Genomic DNA, 17440 nt, shown 5'->3' with positions numbered 1-17440 from the left:
GATCAATCGTCGTCGATCAGGCGTCCGCGGCACACCCGCCAAGGTCAATGCGAACGCTGGTCTTGCGGCCAGCGAAGGGGTAAACTCGGGCAGTATCTCGGATGGCAGTCATGAGAGCGTACGTTTTTGACCATCCTCTCACCGGTCCCCGGGTGGCGTAGCCGAGCGAGGAGCGAGGGCCCTATCGAAAAAATCATCATGTGATGAGGGGTGGGATCCCTGGATGCGTATTTGATACCGGGGGGGCCGGTGGCGGCCTGAAGATTTGCTAGGGGGCAGTATCTTGATCGACATCACTTGCCGTAGCCGTATTCTCGGCCAATCAGTCCTCACGGGCGTGGCTCTTGTCTCCGCGGCAGGGCTGGCGACTGCGCCCGCTGCGGCTCAGGAAGCGGTTGCGATGCCTGCGGCGGACGAGCAGAACTCAGCCGAGGTGAGCGATATCGTCGTCACCGGCTCGCGTATCGCGCGTAAGGATTATGTTGCCAACAGTCCGATCGTCACTGTCACGCAGGAAGACTTCAAGGCAACGGGCTCGACGAATATTGAGACACTGATCCAGGAGCTGCCGCAGTTTACGCCGTTGGGCAGCGCGTCGTCGAACAGCCCCAACGTGGCGGGCCAAGCTCAGGTGCAGCTGCGCGGCCTCGGTGCGATCCGGACCCTGGTGCTGCTGAACGGGCGTCGCGTCGTATCCTCGAGCGCGTCTTCGGTGGTCGACCTGAATCTGTTCCCGACAGCTTTGATCTCCAACGTTGAGACTATCACGGGGGGCGCATCATCCACCTACGGATCGGACGCTGTGGCCGGTGTGTTGAACTTCCAGCTCAATAGGAAATTCGAAGGCGTTCAGCTCGATGCGCAGTCCGGCATCTCTGACCGCGGCGACGCGGCGAGCCAGGCCGTCAGCTTGACGGTGGGCCGCGACATCGCGGCCGGCCGCGGCAACGTGGTGCTGTCGCTGGGCTATTCCAACCGAGACTCGGTCCTGAACGCGGCGCGCGAGTTCTCGTTGATCGGCGGCTTCGCCGGGACTTCGCCTCTCGGCTCCACCGTGTTTGACGCCACCAACCTTCCTTCGGTCGCTGCAGTCAGTGCGGCTGTGCCGGGCGCTGCTCGAGGGAACACCTTTGGATTCAACAACAACGGTACGTTGTTCGCTTACCAAGGGGCCCGCGACTACCTGAGCCCCGGCGGAGTCGGCTACGAGGGTTTCCGAACGCCGGGCCCTTTGCAGCAGACCGATTTCACCTATGCGACGGGTGATCGAAACTACATGATCATACCGCAGCAGCGATACAATGTTTACGCTGCGGCGAACTACGAGATCAGTCCGTTCGCGGAAGTTTATGCTGACTTCCTGTTCTCGCAGTACGACGCGAACAACCAGCTGGCCTCCAACCCCGCCACGGGTCCCACTACCGGCTTCCGTATCCCGGCGGCCAACCCTTTCATCCCGGCCGAACTCCGGGCGGTCCTGAACTCTCGCCCCAATCCGGCCGGAAGTTTCCGTCTCGACAAGCGCTTCAACGAGCTCGGTCCGCGGCGGCAGAACGAGACGTATGACGTGTATCAGATCACGGCGGGCCTTCGTGGCCGAGTGCCGGGCGTCGGCGACTGGACCTACGACGCGTATCTTTCCTACGGTCGCGTTGACAACAGCACGGCCTACACGGGCTACCTCTCACGCTCGGCGACCCAGAAGCTGCTGGATGCGCCCGACGGAGGAGCATCGCTCTGCGCCGGCGGCTTTAACCCGTTCGGGGAGAACCCGCTGAGTCCAGCCTGTATTGCTTACATTAGCCGAGTGCCGACGAATACCACCAAGAATAATCAGCGCATTGCTGAGATCAACCTCCAGGGTGGGCTCTTCAACCTTCCTGCCGGGCAAGTCCGGGCGGCGGTGGGTGCTACCTATCGCGAACAGAATTATGCGTTCGTTCCCGACGCCATGGCGTTAGCCACGTTCACCCTGAATGGAGTCACGGGTCCGGAGTTGGCGGGCCTATCCAGCCAGCCGCTTTCGGGATCCGACAAAGTCCGGGAAGTTTACGGTGAACTCCTGATCCCGCTCCTGCGCGATCTGCCGCTGATACGCAGCTTGGAGACTAACGTCGGCTACCGCGTCTCTGACTACGCCACGATCGGCAGCGTCAGCACTTACAAGGCCGATTTGAGCTGGGAAATCTTCGAGGGGCTGCGAGTTCGGGGGGGCATTCAGCGCGCCGTTCGCGCGCCTTCGCTTGGCGAGTTGTTCGCAGCGCAAAGCCTGAGCTTCCCGAACATCGGCGTGCCAGTCTCATCAGCGGGCGTTCGCCAGTTCTCTGGCGATCCGTGCGACATCCGCGGTGCATACCGCGCTCCTGGCGGCGCTAATGCCTCCCAAGTCCGGGCGTTATGCGTCGCGCAGGGTATTCCAGGCCAAGTTGTTGACTCCTACACCTTTTCGAACTCGCAGGTATCCGGGCTGACCGGTGGCAACCCGCTTCTAAAGGAAGAAACCGCCGACTCCTTCACGGTTGGCGCAACATTGAGATCGCCGTTCTCCAGTCCGTGGCTTAGTGGTCTGTCCGCCTCGGTAGATTACTACAACATCAGCATCGAGCAGGTGGTCGGCACCCTCGCCACAACGGAACAGCTGCGCCGCTGCTTCAATGAGAACGGCACCTCAAATCCGACCTACGACCCTAACAACTTCTTCTGTCAGCTGTTCAGTCGCGATCCAAACTCGGGGCAGATCACAAGCACTCTCGAGACGAACGCAAACCTGGGCACACTGAAGACGAGCGGCGTGGACTTCCAGATCGATTGGGCTCTCACGCTGGCAGACGTCGGTGGACCTGACTGGGGCTCGTTCGCCCTCAACTTCATCGGCACGAAGCTGGAGGAGTGGAAGCGTCAGGACATACCCGGGGGTGATTTCACCGATCGTAAGGGGACTATCTCGAACGCCTTTGGCCTGACTTTGCCAGAGTGGAAATTTCTGTCCGCGCTGAATTGGAAATACAATCCTTTAACCGTAGGGGTGCGGTGGCGTTACGTGGGCTCCGTCGAGAACTTCAATAACCGCGACCAGGCTCTCGGCGCCGTCAACTACTTCGACCTCAACACTTCGTTGAAGGTGAACGAGTTGATGACGTTTCGCGCTGGGGTGAATAACCTTACGGATGCGCAGCCTCCGGTTTATTCGCCCTCGATCGCCGCCAATACCGACCCATCCACCTACGACCTGGTCGGCCGCCGTTACTACGTCGGCATCACCGCTCGCTTCTAAGTTCGATGAAAGGTTCGCACCGATGAAAAGATCTTTATTGACCGTCGCGATGGGGGGGGTGGGGCTCCTCTATGCAGGAAGCGCGGCCGCCCATGACTTCTTCCTTGTTCCAGAGAGGTTCGTCGGGACAAGCGGCCAACCCCTTATCGTTCACGCAACGTCCTCGTCGGACTTTCCGGGGCTTAACGTCGCGTCACCGCCAACGCGAGTCGCCGAGGTTCGAGCGGTGGTCGGCGGCCGCCCAGCTGCCGTTAAGGTACGAGAAAAGGGCGCCAAATCTCTGCTCCTTGCGGTATCCAGCGATACGCCCGGAATGGGTGTGGTGACGCTCCAGACGATCTGGGGTGAGTCGAGCTGGAAGCCCGACATGGTTGATACTTACCTGGAAGAGCATCCGTTCAAAGCCGAGGAGGTGGCGGCGGTCCGAGGTGTCCTTCCTCAGGGGGCGACCCTCCAAGTACGGTCGCGCCGGCTGGCCAAAACTCTCGTATGCGTCCGCGTCTGTACGCCGCCGACGACGGCTGCGGCGGGACTCGAAGTCGAGTTTGTCCCGGAGTTCGATGCGGCCGGCACCTCGCCGGCGAGGGTCCAACTCCTGCGGAACGGGCGCTCGCTGGCAGCGCATCCTGTCACGGTGAGGACCGCGTATGGGAAGCGGCAGAACGTTGTCACCGACAATGAGGGGTGGGTGCGCCTCCCCGCCGCGATCTCAGGGCCGGTGATGCTCGTGGCTGCCACGCTTGATCCTCCGACTGAGCCTGGCGGACTCTTCACTACCAACAACGCCTCCCTAACATTTGAGGCGGACCGAAGTCGCGCGGCGGATTGAACACTTTCCGGAGAGAGGAGCTAACTCCTCTTGCGGCACCGAATCGATCCACGACGATTGCACTCTTAGCGAATCCAACTTGCGCCCGGACGCTGGCAGGCGCTCCGGGCCTTGGGCGGACAGCCTCACCGCTGGGCGGTGCCACGTGGCATCACCGACCTACCGCCAGCTCATCAAGCGCGGCTGATCTTCGCCCTCAAAATACAACAGCGCCCTTCAAGGGCCGCCACTTCGAGGGCGAGGTGATCCTATGGGCGGTGCGATGGTATGGCCGCTGGGATCAGCTACCGTGACCTAGAGGAGATGTTGGCCGAGCGCGGCGTTGCCGTCGATTACACCACCATCTACCGCTGGGTGCAGTGCTACGCGCCTGAAATCGAGCAGCGCCTGCGCTGGATATAGCGCGCCTCGTCGTTGCGGCGGAACTGGCGGGTGGACGAGACCTACGTCAAGGTGCGCGGGCACTGGGCGTAAGGGCAGCGGCTGAATCGCGCGCGCCGGCACGGGCTGATAGACGCCGATCGTCACCCATTCCGGCCGCCAATCGACCGTCACCGTGTCGCCGGCGATGCGGGTGATCCCGGCGCTCTCGATCTCGACCTGGTAATGGAAGCGGTCGTCCTCGGGGCCATATTCGCCGGCGATTAGTGTGCCGTCGCTGATGGCAAGATGAAAGCGGTACTCGTCGCCGTCGAAGGGAACGCGTAACTCCAGCTCGACATCGCCGGTGATGCCCAGGCGCTCGGGGGAAAGCGGGGTAATGGTGATGCTCCTGCGATTCTCCGTCCTGCTCCAACAACTAGAACATAGTGGGAACAAACATCAAGCTAGGCTGACTACAACGGCGGTAACTTATTCGTATATTCGCTTAGTAGCTTAGTCCTGATGACATTGCTGAATCAGAGCCGTTTTCCGCTTTCGTTCCTGCCGATCTTGACTCATAGAATCGTCATGCCGATCGCGCGCGAACATCGCTGGCTCTATCCGATCGATTGGCGCGAGCTGTCCGCCTTCATCCGTTTCGGCCGCGCCAAGGGGCGCTGCGAGCATTGCCGTCGCCCGCACGGCCACAACGTGCTCCACCTCGGCGATGGTATCTGGTGGGACGAGGACGCCGCTCACTGGCGCGACGGGCAGGGCAGGGGGCTTCGCCGCCTGCCATCGCCCGACGAGCTGGTGCGTGTGCAACCCGGGTTGGCTGGCATCGACCCGCCCGCCCAAACGCGGATCACGCGCGTGGTTCTCGCCAGCGCGCACCTGAACCATGATCCCGGCGATAACCGGCCGCGCAACCTGGCCGCGCTCTGTCAGCGTTGCCACATGGTCCATGACGCGACCGAGCATCGCCGGCGCCGTTGGCTCAACGCCTTCCGGGTGCGCGCGATCGGCGACCTGTTCGCCTGACTGCCGGGCCGCAGGCCCGGCCCCAAGGGTTGGGTGGGTGGGACAAAGACGCGGTCGTCTAACAGACGGCCTCCGCTACGCCGGTTGGCTAAGCGAGCTGCGCCCGCCGGGTATATGCCGGTAGAGCGTCGATGGCTGCACCCCGAGCTGCGCTGCCACCTCCTCTACGGTGATGGTCGGATCGGCAAGCATCGCCTTGGCGCGCTTGATCTCGGCCGGTCCCATCGCCGGCTTGCGCCCGCCACGTCGCCCCGAGGCCCGCGCCTGGGCAAGCCCGGCATGGGTGCGCTCTAGGGTCAGCTCGCGCTCGAACTCCGCCACGGCCGCAAAGACGTGGAACACAAGCCGTCCGCCTGGGCTGGTGGTGTCGATCGCCTGGGTGAGCACGCGAAGGCCGATCTCGCGCGTGGCGAGATCCTCGGCCGTCTCCACGAGCTGGCGGACGGAGCGCGCGAGCCGGTCGAGCTTCCACACCGCCAGCGTGTCGCCGGCGCGGAGATAATCGAGCGCCGCCCGCAACTCCGGCCGATCGCGCTGCGCACCCGACGCCTTTTCCATGAACACCCGCTCGCACCCGGCTTGCCGAAGCGCGTCAAGCTGTAGGGCAGGGGACTGATCCCTGGTGGACACGCGCGCATAGCCAACGAGCAAGGGGCTTCTCCGAAAACTCGACACAACCTAGTCGGATTTCGGAGAAGGAAACAAGACACGGTTTTCGGAACCTAGATGGGCCGTTTCAGCGGCTGTAAACGCTCGCGCTAAGTGGCGGCATTCTGATCGCGCTATTTGTCGGCGAGCGTCGCTACGCGGCTACCGGCTTGGTCTCGGCCGATCGCACATAGGCGTAGAGTGTTGGCTTGGAGATGCCGAGCATCGAGCAAATCTTGGCGATCGGCATCGTGTTCTCGTGGTAGAGCCTGACGGCCAGGTCGCGCTTGTCCTTGCCGAGTGCGGCCGGCCGGCCACCCTTCTTGCCGCGAGCGCGGGCTGCGGTGAGACCGGCCTGGGTCCGCTCGCGGATCAGGTTGCGCTCGAACTCCGCCAATGCCCCGAACAGGTGGAAGGTAAGCTTGCCCGACGTGGTGGTCGTGTCGATCGCCTCGTGCAGGCTCAGCAGCCCGACCTTTTCCTCGTCGAGGTAGGTCATCCATCCGATCAGATCACGGAGCGAGCGGCCGAGCCTGTCGAGGCGCCAGACCACCAGTGTGTCGCCGGCGCGAAGCAGCTCCTTCACCTTTTCCAATCCAGGGCGAGCGGCAGTCGCCCCGGAGGCCTTGTCGGTGATGACCTTCTCGCAGCCGGCAGCCTTCAGCGCATCACGCTGGAGGTCCAGGTTCTGCTCGGCGGTCGATACGCGGGCGTAACCGATTTTCATGCGTAGGGCCGGTGGCGCCCCGATCGGGCGCGGTTTGGGAAGAAAGTCGTCATCGGCAGGTCTATGTTGCCCTAGTTTTCTTTACCGGGTAGATTTACGTCGAACAGGCCGGTTTGGCAACGCGAGCGGACTCGCATGGCGATGGGCAGGCAAATCTCCGTTTTCCTTACCTGCGACACGGACCGTCGGCGGTGACGCATCCGGCGCTTGCCCCGCCGCTGGCGATCGAGCGCTACCGCGTCCTTGAACCGCACCTCGCCGATGGCATCCCGCTCGCGGACCTCGCCCGCACCGGCACGCTGAGCGAGCGGACGTTGCAGCGCTGGCTCGGGCGCTACCGTGCCGAAGGACTTGCCGGTCTCGCGCGTCTGCCGCGCAACGATCGGGGCAGGCTGCACCTGCCGGAACATCTGGTCGAACTGACCCGCACTCTCGCCACCAAGCGCCCGCGACCCCCGGTCGCCGCCATTCACCGAAAGGTGCAGGAACTCGCCATCGCGCATGGACACCGAACCCCCAGCTATGCGGCCGTCGCGCGTGTCGTCAGGGCGATACCGGCAAGCCAGATCGCCGCAGCCTCCGATCCGGCCGTCTACCGCGACCAGCACGAGCTAGTGCATCGGCGCGAAGCCGCGACCTCGAACGAGATGTGGCAGGCCGATCATACCGTTCTCGACATTCTCGTGCTCGATGATGCCGGAACCCCGGTGCGTCCTTGGCTGACCGTCATCGTTGACGATCACAGCCGAGCCATCGCCGGTTACTTCCTCAGCCTCGATGCCCCCAGTGCCCTCAACACGGCGCTCGCCTTGCGGCAGGCGATCTGGCGCAAGCCCAATCCCGAATGGATCGTCAGCGGCATTCCCGAACAGCTTTACGTCGACAACGGCTCGGATTTCATCTCCGAGCATATCGAGCAGGCGTGCATCGCCCTCAAAATCCGCCTCATCCATTCGCTGCCGGGGCGTCCTCGCGGGCGCGGCAAGATCGAGCGGCTGTTCCGCACCATCAACGACATGTTCCTGCCCGACCTGCCCGGCCACCTGATCGCGGGCAAGCCGCTGTCGGCGCCAGTGCTCACGCTCGACGAGCTGCGCGCCCGCTTCGAGGCGTTCGTGTGCGGCGTCTATCATCGTCGCCCGCATGGCAGCACCGGCGAACCGCCGATCACGCGCTGGCAGAAGGGCGGGTTCCTGCCCGCAATGCCCGACAGCCTTGAACAGCTCGACATGCTGCTCGTGCACGTGCCCAAGCCCCGTAAAGTGCTGCGCGACGGCATCCGTCTGATGGGCAGGCGCTATGTCGAACCCACGCTCGCGGCCTTCGTCGGCGAGCAGGTCGAGGCGGTCTATGACCCCCGCGACCTGACCGAGATCCACGTCTACCACCAGGGCCGGTTCGTCTGCCGTGCGCTCAGCTCCGAGCACGCTGGGCACCCGTCGTTGCGCGCGATCCAGCGCGCCCGGCGCGGCGCGAAGGAGCGCGACAAGCAGGTGCCTGCCCCCACGGAGACCTTCGATGGCGACCAAGAGGATACGGCTTCCCGGCCCACCACCTACCGAGGGCTCCGGCTCTACGCCGCTGACGATTGAGTTCCTGGTCGAGCAGCCGTTCCTGGCGACCCGCGAACATGCCCGGTTCGTCGAGTTTGCCGAAGCCTGCGCGCACTACCGCTATATCGGCGTGTGTCATGGCCGGCCGGGCGTCGGAAAGACGCGATCGGCGCGCGAGTTTTCCAGCTTCCCCGACCTGGGGGAATATGCCGCGCTCCGTCCCATTGCCGCGCTCCTTGGCGAAAAGGTCGCTCGCTGCCGCGCCGTCTTCTACACCGTGTCGGTCAGCAACACGCCCAAGACGATCGACGCGGTGTTGGGCCTCAACCTCATTAAGCTGGGCTATGCCCGGCTGACGGTCGCGGGCGGCTCGCAGGACGAAATCACCCATGACGCCGCCCGCATCGCCTGCCCCCTCGTCATCGTCGACGAGGCCGACCGCCTGACCATAAAGTCGCTCGAACATCTCCGCGACATGGCCGATCGCCACGGCTTCGGGCTGATCCTGATGGGTATGCCGGGCTTGGAGAAGCGCCTCGCCCGCTATGCCCAGCTCTACTCGCGGATCGGCTTCGTCCACGAGTTCAAACCGCTTACCGAGACCGAAATGCGGCTGCTGCTCGCGACCCACGCCGGCGATTTCGGGATCAGCTTCGACCCGGCCCAACTCGACGCGATCGAAGCGCAGGCAGCCGTGATCCGCATCACGCGCGGCAACTTCCGGCTCATGGAGCGCCTGTTCGCGCAGATGCGGCGGATCATGACCCTCAACCGCGTCGAGGAGGTCACCGCTGACATCGTTCAGGCCGCGCGCGATTGCCTCGTCATCGGACCCGGCAACTGACAAATAGCGCGATCAGAACGCCGCCATTTAGCGCGAGCGTTTACAGGTGCGAAATGCGTGATCTGGGATCCCGTTTCTGTATTGACATGTATAGTCATTTCCCTTTGTCTCCCGATTGAAACAAACGTTCGCGGACAGGGGGAACATATATGCGCAGGATAGCAGTCACGCTGCTCGGGGCCACGATGCTGTCCGGGGTTGCTGCCCCGGCATTCGCACAGGAAGCCAACGTCGGAGACGAGGCATCGTCCTCGTCGAGCGACAATGAGCAGATCGTCGTCACCGGCTCCAGGATCCGGCGCGGCGACATCGTTGGCGTTGGACCTGCAACGGTAGTCACAGCCGAAAACCTCGCAAACACCGGCATCGTGAACGTCGAGACCGTTCTCCAGCGCCTGCCAGCCAGCGCCGGTTTTGCAGGTGGTCAGACCTCCGCCTACTGGACCGGTAACGGCTACGGTACGGCACAGGTCAACCTGCGCGGTCTCGGCATCAAGCGCACCCTCGTTCTCCTCAACAATCGGCGTCTCGTGGCCGGCGGCACCGGCGCGAACTCCTCGCCCGACCTCAACATGATCCCGGTGTCGATGATCCAGCGGATCGACGTGCTGAAGGACGGCTCCTCGGCCATCTACGGAGCCGATGCGGTCGCCGGCGTCGTGAACATCATCACGAACACGGATTTTGATGGGCTGGGCGTAGGTGCCCGGTACGGCATTACCGACGAAGGTGACGGCTCCGACTTCACCGCCGACCTTACCTTCGGCCTTCAGGGCGATCGTGGCGGCATCACCATGGGCGCCACTTACCAGAAGACCACGGCCGTGAACCTGGCGAGCCGCGCGCCGTGCGGCTTGGCTGAAACGAGCCCCGGCGTTCTCGGCTGTTCCAACAGCGCGGCGACGCTCGGCGGCCGTGCGGCTCTCCCCAACGGGTCGCAGATCAACTTCAGCAACGTGCCCGGGAACGGCAACTTCTACGAGCCATATTCCGCGGCCCGCCACAATTCGAACTCCAACCCGTTCCTCAATGCGGTTAGCCCCATCGAGCGCATCAGCACCGCAGCTTTCCTCCATTACGACGTGACGGACTCGGTCACTGCGTTCGGCGAGTTCCTTTACACCTTCCGCAAGAGCAATCAGCTGGCCACGCCCGGCACGCTGCGCAACCTCAGCATCTCGGCAAGCAACCCGACCAATCCTACGGGGCAGAACCTCGTTCTGGTCCAGCGCCGCCTTGGCGAGCCAGGACCCCGCGTCTTCTTCCAGGAGACCAACACGTTCCAAGGTACGGCAGGCCTGCGCGGCACGCTCTCCAACAACTGGGCCTGGGAAGTCGCCGGCAGCTTCGGCCGCAACACCGGCCTCGACGGCATGACCAACATCGCCAACCTCGAGCGGGTTGGTAACACCGTTAACACCAATGTGTGCAGCACCGCTCCGACAGCGGCCGTCCCCTGCGGCGATTATCTTGGCGCTGGCGACGTTTCGCAGCGGGTTCTGGATTACATCCTGTTCACGGCCCGTGATTACGGCGGCAACGAGCTTGCGACGGTCACCGGCGACCTGACAGGCGACCTCTTCAACCTCCCTGCTGGCGCGCTCTCCTTCGCCACGGGCGTTGTCTACCGCAAGGAAAAGGGCTGGCGCGATCCCAATCCGCTCACCGTCGCAGGTATCGCCAACACCAACCAGCAGAGCCCGATCTCGGGTTCGGTGACGGCCAAGGAAGCGTACCTGGAGCTCTCCGCCCCGGTCCTGCGCAACATCCCAATGGTGCAGGCGCTGACGATCGACGGAGCCGTCCGCTATTCGGACTATGACCTGTTCGGCGACGACTGGAACTTCAAGGTCGCCGCCGACTGGCGCGTCTTCGATGCGCTGCGCCTTCGTGCCACCTACGGCACCGGCTTCCGCGTGCCGAACGTCCCCGAGCTGTACGGCGGTGTGTCGGAAGGCAATCTCACCACGTCCGATCCGTGCAGCCGCTATCCGGCTAGCGGCAATGCGACGCTGATTGCCAACTGCCAGGCCTCTGGAGTGCGGCCGACCTACGTCCAGCTCGGTAACACCATCCTGACCACACAGGGCGGCAACCCAGACCTGCAGCCCGAAACGTCCAAGACGTGGACCGTTGGTGTGGTGATCGAACCGAGCTCGATCATTCCCGGCCTGACGCTGACGGCCGACTGGTTCGACATCAAAATCGACGGCGCAATCCGTTCGATCCCGGGCTCGACCAAGCTCTCCGTCTGCTACAGCACGCCGAACCTCGCGCACCCCTTCTGCGACGACTTCACGCGTAGCCCGCTGACCAACGAGGTCACCTACCTTTCGGCGCAGCCGGTCAATACCGGTCTGGAAGAGATGAGCGGTCTCGACCTTGGCCTGGTCTATAACAAGCGCCTCGGTAGCGTCGGCCTCTCGATCGACCTCAACGCCAGCTATCTGGACAAGTACGTGATCCAGCCGTTCCCGGGTGGTGCGGACATCATCTTCGACGGCTTCATCGGTGGCGGCAATGGCGGCTATCCGAAGTGGCGGGGCTATGGTGTCGCGACCGCGACGTTCGGCCAGACGTCGCTCACCTGGTCTACCCAGTGGATCGGCAAGGCGACGGACTTCAATGCCTTGCCGACGCAGCTTGGCTACCGCACGTCGAACGTCTTCTACCACAATGCGCAGGTAGCGGTCGCGATCACAGAGAATGCCCGCTTCTCGCTCGGCGTGGACAACCTCTTCGACAAGAAGGCGCCGTTCATCCGCAGCTGGACAGACGGCAACACGGACACGATGACCTATGACCTGCTCGGCCGACGCTTTTACGTCGGCGTGCGTCATACCTTCTGATCGCCATGTCGAGCATCCGTTGGCCGCTTCTGGTTCGAAAGACGCATAAGTGGCTCGCCCTGTTCGTGGGCATTCAAGTGGTGCTGTGGACGGTGACCGGCTTCTACATGGTCGCCGTCCACATCGACTACATCCATGGCGATCATCTCGTGCATGCAAAGGCGCCGGGCTCCTTCGAGCCTGGCACCCTGCTGCCCGTGGAGAGGGCGCTGGCAGCGGCACCGGGGGCAACCGAAATCACCCTGGTCGCCCCTCTTGGTCGGCCGGCATGGAAGGCGCGCACGCCTGAAGGTGATGTCCTGCTCGACGGTCGCACAGGTGCAAGGCTGCCCGCTTTCACTGAGGGCGAGATTCGGCAGATTGCTGCCGGCATCTATACCGGCAATCCCACCGTCACCTCGATCAAGCTCCTGACGGACGCACCTCAGGAAATGGCAAGCCGCAAGCCGCCCTTCTGGCAAGTCGAATATGAAGGGTGGGCGAAGCCCACCCTCTACATCTCGCCAACCACGGGTGAGCTGATCTCGCGGCGGCACGCTCTGTGGCGGGTCTTCGACTTCGCCTGGATGCTGCACATCATGGACTATGATGAGCGCAGCAACGTCAACAATCCGCTTCTCCGGATCGCAACCTGGTCGGCCTTCGCAATGGCGATCAGCGGCGCCTGGCTGCTGTTCTGGGCCTTCCCGCGCAAGAAAAAGAAGAAGGCGAAATGAACAGCTACACGCACACCCAGCGCAAGGGCCTGCGCATCTCGCCGCTCCTGTTTCGCCGTATCCACAAGTGGGTCGGCCTGATCCTTGGTCTCCAGTTCGTGCTTTGGACGCTGAGCGGCTCCGTCATGGCTCTGCTCGACATGGACAAGGTCGGCGGACACGGCGGATCAGCCGGCGCGGCCGCGCCGCTAAGCTGGCCTGCCAATCCTGCGCCGCTGCCTCTCAACGGTCCTGTCGAAAGCCTCACCGCCCGGCAGGTCGCAGGCACGCCCGTCCTGGAAGTCGTGCAGGGTGGCACGACCCGTCTGTTCAACGCCGCAACCGGCCAGCCGGTCGCGATCGACAATGAGCTTGCCGTCGAAGTCGCTCGCGCCGCCTACCACCAGAAGGCTGAGGTCAAGAGCGTCTCCGTGCTTCAGAAGGCGAACCTTGAGTCACGTGACCATAAAGGTCCGATGTACCGGATCGACTTTGCGGACGAGGAGAATAGCAGCGCTTACGTCTCCGCAGTCACCGGTCGGCCCTTGGTCAGTCGCGGCGACACATGGCGGCTCTGGGACTTCGCCTGGATGCTCCACAACATGGACTATGTGAACCGGTCGAGCTTCAACCACCCGCTCATCATCTTCGTGGGCTTCGGGACGCTTTGGCTCTCGCTCACCGGCTTCTACCTGCTCTTCAAGAGCTTCCGCCGACGCGAGTTCAACTGGGTGCTTGGCAAGCCGCGGTCGTAAATGGAGGCGGCCGCCGGCGGGCGGCCGTCAGCCCACCGTGAAGGTATCGTTGAACTCGAACTTAGAACCGGGGTGGGTCAGCCTGGCATAGGAGACCAGCTTGCCCCTGCTCCAGGTCTGCCGGATAAGAAGCAGAGCCGGCTCATCCGCCCGCATCTTGAGAAGCGCCTTCGTCCGGGCATCGGGCATCATCGCCCGAACAGTGTGATCGACACGCTCCAAAGGCGCGACACGGGTCAGATATTCGTTGGGCGTTACCTTCGAGAAGTCCATGCTGCCATAGTCCGGTGCAGAGGAGGCGAGCACGAAGCGCTCCTCAAGCTGGATCGGCGCGCCAGCCTCATTGTGCACGATCATCGAGTGGAAGATCTTGGTGCCGACCGGAACTCGCAGGAGAGCGGCGGTCGCGCTTGTCGCGCGCTCAGCATCGCACATCTCCACATCGGCCGTATATTCGTGCCCACGCGAACGGATCTCGTCTGCGATATTGCGAATCTCGATGATGTGACCGCGGGGCTGCTGTTCGGCCACGAACGAGCCGACGCCGGGCATCCGGTGAATGATGCCCTCGTTCTGCAGTTCGCGAAGAGCCCGGTTCGCCGTCATGCGCGACACGCTGAACTTGGTCACCAGCTCTGACTCTGATTGCAGCCGGTCACCAGGGGCTAGTTCGCCCGAACGGATCGCGCCGAGCAGATATTCCTTAATCACCGCATAGCGCGGCGACATCGCATCGGCGCTGCTCGTTACTTGGTTCAAGGCGATCCCCATCGTTCCGGCTGGTAGCCCAGCTCCTGTATAGACCTATCTAGCAGCTTGAGCATTACGGAAAAGCTTCACCTCTCCAGCAAGCTTGCCAAAGCTCCGCGGTAACCGCTGCCGACCTCTGCGCGGGAGACATGCCGTCCATCAGCGACGCGCTTCCTGCCGTTGCGCCAGACGGTGTCGATCATGTCGGCCTTGTTGGCGAAGACGAAGCTGTCCAGCAGCGCATCTCCCTGGCGGCCATCGAGATCGAGATGGTTCAAGCGCAGCGACACAAGATCGGCTCGCCCGCCGACGGCGATGCCTTCAGGTTCGATGCCGAGGGCTGCGCTACCCCCTTGGAAAGCCGCAGAATACAGCGTTCGACCGGTCGAACCGCTATCCGAACTGGAAAGTACATTTCGCGCCTGCAACTGCAGACGCTGACCGTATTCCAGCAGGCGAAGTTCTTCGCTCATGTCGATCCGAACATTCGAGTCCGAACCAACTCCGTAGCGTCCTCCCACCTCCGCAAACTGCCGAGCCGGGAAGATGCCGTCGCCGAGATTTGCCTCTGTGATGGGGCATAGGCCCACACATGCCCGGCTGGCAGCAATCGCATCCACTTCGGATCGATCCACGTGCGTGGCGTGGACCAGGCACCAACGAGAATCGACTTCGAACTCGCTCAGCAGCCGCTCAACGGGGCGCTGACCGGTCGCAGCGATGCAGTCGTTCACCTCGGCAGTCTGCTCGGCGATGTGGATATGGATAGGGGCCTCAGCGTCGACTGCTCCCCGAGCCTGACGAAGCGCGTCTTCCGGCACTGCCCTCAAGCTGTGAGCAGCGAAGCCGAGCACCGCTCCGGGCACCTGGCTGAGGTGGGTCCGTGCGGCTTCAGTAAGGCGCGCATAGCTATCCGGGTCGTTGAAGAACCGTCGTTGATCGTCACGCACATCCAAGGCGTCGAAGCCCGATCGCATATACAGGACCGGAAGCAGCGTCAGACCTATGCCCGTTCGTTCGGCCGCGGCGATGATCCGGTTCGACATCTCCGCAAGGTCGCCGAAGTGGCGCCCGCCCGCGTCATGATGGAGATAATGGAATTCTCCGACATGAGTGAACCCGGCCTCAAGCATTTCGACGAAGGCTTGAGCGGCGATCGCCTCAAGCTCGTCAGGCGTGACCTTGTTGGCGAGGCGGTACATGAGGTCGCGCCAGGTCCAGAAGCTGTCCGGGCCCTTACCCGGATACTCGGCCAATCCGGCCATCGCCCGCTGAAAGGAATGGCTGTGAAGGTTAGGCATGCCAGGCAGACCGACTTCGAAACGCTCGTCACCGGGTGAGGGCGCGGCGCCTTCAGACAGGGTCGAGATCCTGCCTCCATCGAGTTCGAGGCGGACGTCGTTCTTCCACCCGTCGGGCAAGAGCGCTGTCTTGAAGTGGATACCCATCTCGCCTCCTTGCCTTCGTGAAGTCGAACAATGCCTCCGCGCCCCGTTGCTGTATAGACATTTATAGTCTAGCTCTTCGTCAGGCATTCGGGGGAATGGATCGTAGTGCACGTAGACCGGCTATGGACCAACGCACAGCTCGTCACGTTGCGTGCCGACCTCCCCGCTTTGGGCGTCATCGAGAACGCGACGATCGCGAGCAAGGACGGTCGCATCGTCTATGCGGGCACCCAAGCCGAGCAACCCCTCATCAAGGCGACGGAGACTATCGACTGCGAGGGCCGCTGGATCACGCCGGGCCTGATCGATTGCCACACACACCTCGTGCACGCGGGAAATAGATCACGCGAATTCGAACTGCGGCTTGAAGGCGCGACCTACGAGGAAATCGCGCGAGCCGGAGGCGGGATCGTCTCGACGATGACGGCGACGCGGGAAGCCACGCTGGAGGAGCTAGTTGCCAGCGCGCTGCCACGGCTGGACGCGATGTTGGCAGAAGGCGTCACCACCATCGAGATCAAGTCGGGCTACGGCCTCTCGCTCTATGATGAGATGAAGATGCTCCTCGCTGCCGCCGAGCTTGGTCGGCAGCGCAGCGTAAGCGTCGCCGCGACATTCCTCGGTGCACATGCACTGCCGCCAGAATATGCGGGCAATCCCGAGGGCTATATCGATGCCGTCTGCTCCGAGATGATCCCGGCTGTCGCTGCCGCCGGTCTCGCCTCCGCAGTTGACGCATTTTGCGAGGGCATCGGTTTCACCCCCGGCCAGGTAGAGCGCGTCCTCGCAGCGGCGCGCGACCATGGGCTTCAGGTCAAGCTTCATGCCGAGCAGCTTTCGAACCTGGGAGGGGCGGCATTAGCCGCGAAGTTCGGCGCACTGTCGGCCGATCATCTGGAACATCTGGATGAAGCAGGCGTCGCGGCAATGGCCGCTGCCGGAAGCGTGGCCGTCCTGCTGCCGGGCGCCTTTTACTTCACGCGCGAAGACCGCAAACCGCCCGTGGGCATGCTGCGCACCCATGGCGTGCCGATGGCAATCGCAACCGATTGCAACCCCGGCACCTCTCCGCTCACATCGCCGCTGCTCGCCATGAACATGGCAGCGACCTTCTTCCGTCTTACCGTGGATGAGTGCATCGCGGGCATGACGCGCGAGGCAGCGCGGGCGCTTGGCCGCCTGCACGAGGTCGGCACATTGGAGCCCGGCAAAATCTGCGACCTCGCCATCTGGAGCATCGAGCGACCTGCCGAGCTCGTCTACCGGATTGGCTTCAATCCCCTCTACATGCGCATTCGAGAAGGCGAGCGATGAGCGTGATCAATCCTGGTTCGGTTACACTTTCGACCTGGCGCGACATCTATCAGGGGGGAAAGGCATCCCTCGACCCATCATGCCTGGACGCGGTCGCTCGCAGCGCGGCTTTCGTGGCTCAAATCGCCGCCAAGGACCAGGCAGTCTACGGCATCAATACCGGCTTTGGCCTCCTCGCCAGCATCGGCATCGCACCCGAGGATCTTCAGACACTCCAGCGTAACTGCGGATTCCGACGATCGCGCGCATCTATTCCGATCTGATGCCGCGCAGCGTTCCGATCTGATCGCGCGCAGGTGGATCATCTGATCGTTGGGTGAAGATGTCATTCCTGTTCGTTGTTGGTCAAG

Annotated in this window: 14 protein-coding genes and 1 pseudogene; 11 read left to right on the top strand and 4 right to left on the bottom strand. The window is 63.1% G+C overall.

All coding sequences use genetic code 11. From position 1 onward, the window contains the following. Positions 1-283: 283 nt before the first annotated feature. The 4 genes and pseudogenes from ACFQ24_RS06000 to ACFQ24_RS05985 all read left to right on the top strand — a co-directional run bounded on the left by ACFQ24_RS06000 (position 284) and on the right by ACFQ24_RS05985 (position 5507). The gene (locus tag ACFQ24_RS06000; RefSeq protein ID WP_380909699.1) at positions 284-3274 is read left to right on the top strand and encodes a TonB-dependent receptor domain-containing protein; all 2991 of its coding nucleotides are present in this window, start codon (positions 284-286) and stop codon (positions 3272-3274) included. A gap of 37 nt (positions 3275-3311) precedes the next feature. After that, the gene (locus ACFQ24_RS05995; protein WP_380909697.1) at positions 3312-4103 is read left to right on the top strand and encodes a DUF4198 domain-containing protein; all 792 of its coding nucleotides are present in this window, start codon (positions 3312-3314) and stop codon (positions 4101-4103) included. Between the two features lie 242 nt (positions 4104-4345). Then, positions 4346-4571 (top strand): annotated as a pseudogene (locus ACFQ24_RS05990) (IS6 family transposase); the annotation flags it as partial. A gap of 483 nt (positions 4572-5054) precedes the next feature. Then, positions 5055-5507, top strand: coding sequence for a hypothetical protein (locus ACFQ24_RS05985; protein WP_380909695.1), 453 nt, complete (start codon positions 5055-5057; stop codon positions 5505-5507). A gap of 75 nt (positions 5508-5582) precedes the next feature. Here ACFQ24_RS05985 and ACFQ24_RS05980 read toward each other — a convergent pair whose 3' ends face one another. After that, positions 5583-6158, bottom strand: coding sequence for a recombinase family protein (locus tag ACFQ24_RS05980; RefSeq protein ID WP_380909693.1), 576 nt, complete (start codon positions 6156-6158; stop codon positions 5583-5585). Between the two features lie 151 nt (positions 6159-6309). After that, on the bottom strand, positions 6310-6882 hold the full coding sequence (locus ACFQ24_RS05975) for a recombinase family protein (RefSeq protein ID WP_007407197.1): 573 nt from the start codon (positions 6880-6882) through the stop codon (positions 6310-6312). A 191-nt stretch (positions 6883-7073) separates the two neighbouring features. On the opposite strand from ACFQ24_RS05975, the gene ACFQ24_RS05970 reads away from it, so the two are divergent. The 5 genes from ACFQ24_RS05970 to ACFQ24_RS05950 all read left to right on the top strand — a co-directional run bounded on the left by ACFQ24_RS05970 (position 7074) and on the right by ACFQ24_RS05950 (position 13578). Further along, on the top strand, positions 7074-8474 hold the full coding sequence (locus ACFQ24_RS05970) for a Mu transposase C-terminal domain-containing protein (protein WP_126053407.1): 1401 nt from the start codon (positions 7074-7076) through the stop codon (positions 8472-8474). Continuing rightward, positions 8401-9279, top strand: a complete 879-nt coding sequence (locus ACFQ24_RS05965; protein ID WP_009824028.1) for an AAA family ATPase — start codon at positions 8401-8403, stop codon at positions 9277-9279. The genes ACFQ24_RS05970 and ACFQ24_RS05965 overlap by 74 nt, the downstream gene beginning before the upstream one ends. A gap of 149 nt (positions 9280-9428) precedes the next feature. Beyond that, on the top strand, positions 9429-12128 hold the full coding sequence (locus ACFQ24_RS05960; protein WP_380909691.1) for a TonB-dependent receptor domain-containing protein: 2700 nt from the start codon (positions 9429-9431) through the stop codon (positions 12126-12128). 5 nt (positions 12129-12133) lie between these two features. Next, positions 12134-12844, top strand: coding sequence for a PepSY domain-containing protein (locus ACFQ24_RS05955; RefSeq protein ID WP_126053405.1), 711 nt, complete (start codon positions 12134-12136; stop codon positions 12842-12844). Next, positions 12841-13578, top strand: a complete 738-nt coding sequence (locus ACFQ24_RS05950) for a PepSY domain-containing protein (RefSeq protein ID WP_126053404.1) — start codon at positions 12841-12843, stop codon at positions 13576-13578. Before ACFQ24_RS05955 ends, ACFQ24_RS05950 begins: the two co-directional genes overlap by 4 nt. Positions 13579-13605: 27 nt before the next feature. On the opposite strand, the gene hutC is transcribed toward ACFQ24_RS05950, so the two are convergent. Together hutC and ACFQ24_RS05940 are read right to left on the bottom strand one after the other, a co-directional pair. Beyond that, positions 13606-14349, bottom strand: coding sequence for a histidine utilization repressor (hutC, locus tag ACFQ24_RS05945; RefSeq protein WP_380909689.1), 744 nt, complete (start codon positions 14347-14349; stop codon positions 13606-13608). Between the two features lie 65 nt (positions 14350-14414). Then, entirely contained in the window at positions 14415-15776 is a 1362-nt protein-coding gene (locus ACFQ24_RS05940; RefSeq protein ID WP_126053403.1) for a formimidoylglutamate deiminase, read from the bottom strand. A 105-nt stretch (positions 15777-15881) separates the two neighbouring features. On the opposite strand from ACFQ24_RS05940, the gene hutI reads away from it, so the two are divergent. Both hutI and ACFQ24_RS05930 read left to right on the top strand, forming a co-directional pair. After that, positions 15882-17090 carry an imidazolonepropionase gene (gene hutI / locus ACFQ24_RS05935; RefSeq protein ID WP_380909686.1) on the top strand — a complete coding sequence of 403 codons (1209 nt, stop codon included), beginning with the start codon at positions 15882-15884 and terminating at the stop codon, positions 17088-17090. After that, entirely contained in the window at positions 17087-17353 is a 267-nt protein-coding gene (locus ACFQ24_RS05930; RefSeq protein ID WP_380909684.1) for an aromatic amino acid lyase, read from the top strand. Before hutI ends, ACFQ24_RS05930 begins: the two co-directional genes overlap by 4 nt. The last annotated feature ends 87 nt before the right edge of the window (positions 17354-17440 follow it).

It is taken from the genome of Sphingobium olei (assembly GCF_042678845.1).
Classification (GTDB): domain Bacteria; phylum Pseudomonadota; class Alphaproteobacteria; order Sphingomonadales; family Sphingomonadaceae; genus Sphingobium; species Sphingobium olei.
The sequence above is the reverse complement of the archived record's forward strand: the minus strand, read 5'-3'. Positions and strand labels throughout refer to the sequence as shown.

What these genes read in the sequence shown, in the direction of transcription:
- hutC (WP_380909689.1), bottom strand. Translation starts at nt 14,349, where the DNA reads ATGGGGATCGCCTTGAACCAAGTAACGAGCAGCGCCGATGCGATGTCG.
- ACFQ24_RS05930 (WP_380909684.1), top strand. Translation starts at nt 17,087, where the DNA reads ATGAGCGTGATCAATCCTGGTTCGGTTACACTTTCGACCTGGCGCGAC.
- ACFQ24_RS05975 (WP_007407197.1), bottom strand. Translation starts at nt 6,882, where the DNA reads ATGAAAATCGGTTACGCCCGCGTATCGACCGCCGAGCAGAACCTGGAC.
- ACFQ24_RS05965 (WP_009824028.1), top strand. Translation starts at nt 8,401, where the DNA reads ATGGCGACCAAGAGGATACGGCTTCCCGGCCCACCACCTACCGAGGGC.
- ACFQ24_RS05955 (WP_126053405.1), top strand. Translation starts at nt 12,134, where the DNA reads ATGTCGAGCATCCGTTGGCCGCTTCTGGTTCGAAAGACGCATAAGTGG.
- ACFQ24_RS05960 (WP_380909691.1), top strand. Translation starts at nt 9,429, where the DNA reads ATGCGCAGGATAGCAGTCACGCTGCTCGGGGCCACGATGCTGTCCGGG.
- ACFQ24_RS05985 (WP_380909695.1), top strand. Translation starts at nt 5,055, where the DNA reads ATGCCGATCGCGCGCGAACATCGCTGGCTCTATCCGATCGATTGGCGC.
- ACFQ24_RS05950 (WP_126053404.1), top strand. Translation starts at nt 12,841, where the DNA reads ATGAACAGCTACACGCACACCCAGCGCAAGGGCCTGCGCATCTCGCCG.
- ACFQ24_RS05940 (WP_126053403.1), bottom strand. Translation starts at nt 15,776, where the DNA reads ATGGGTATCCACTTCAAGACAGCGCTCTTGCCCGACGGGTGGAAGAAC.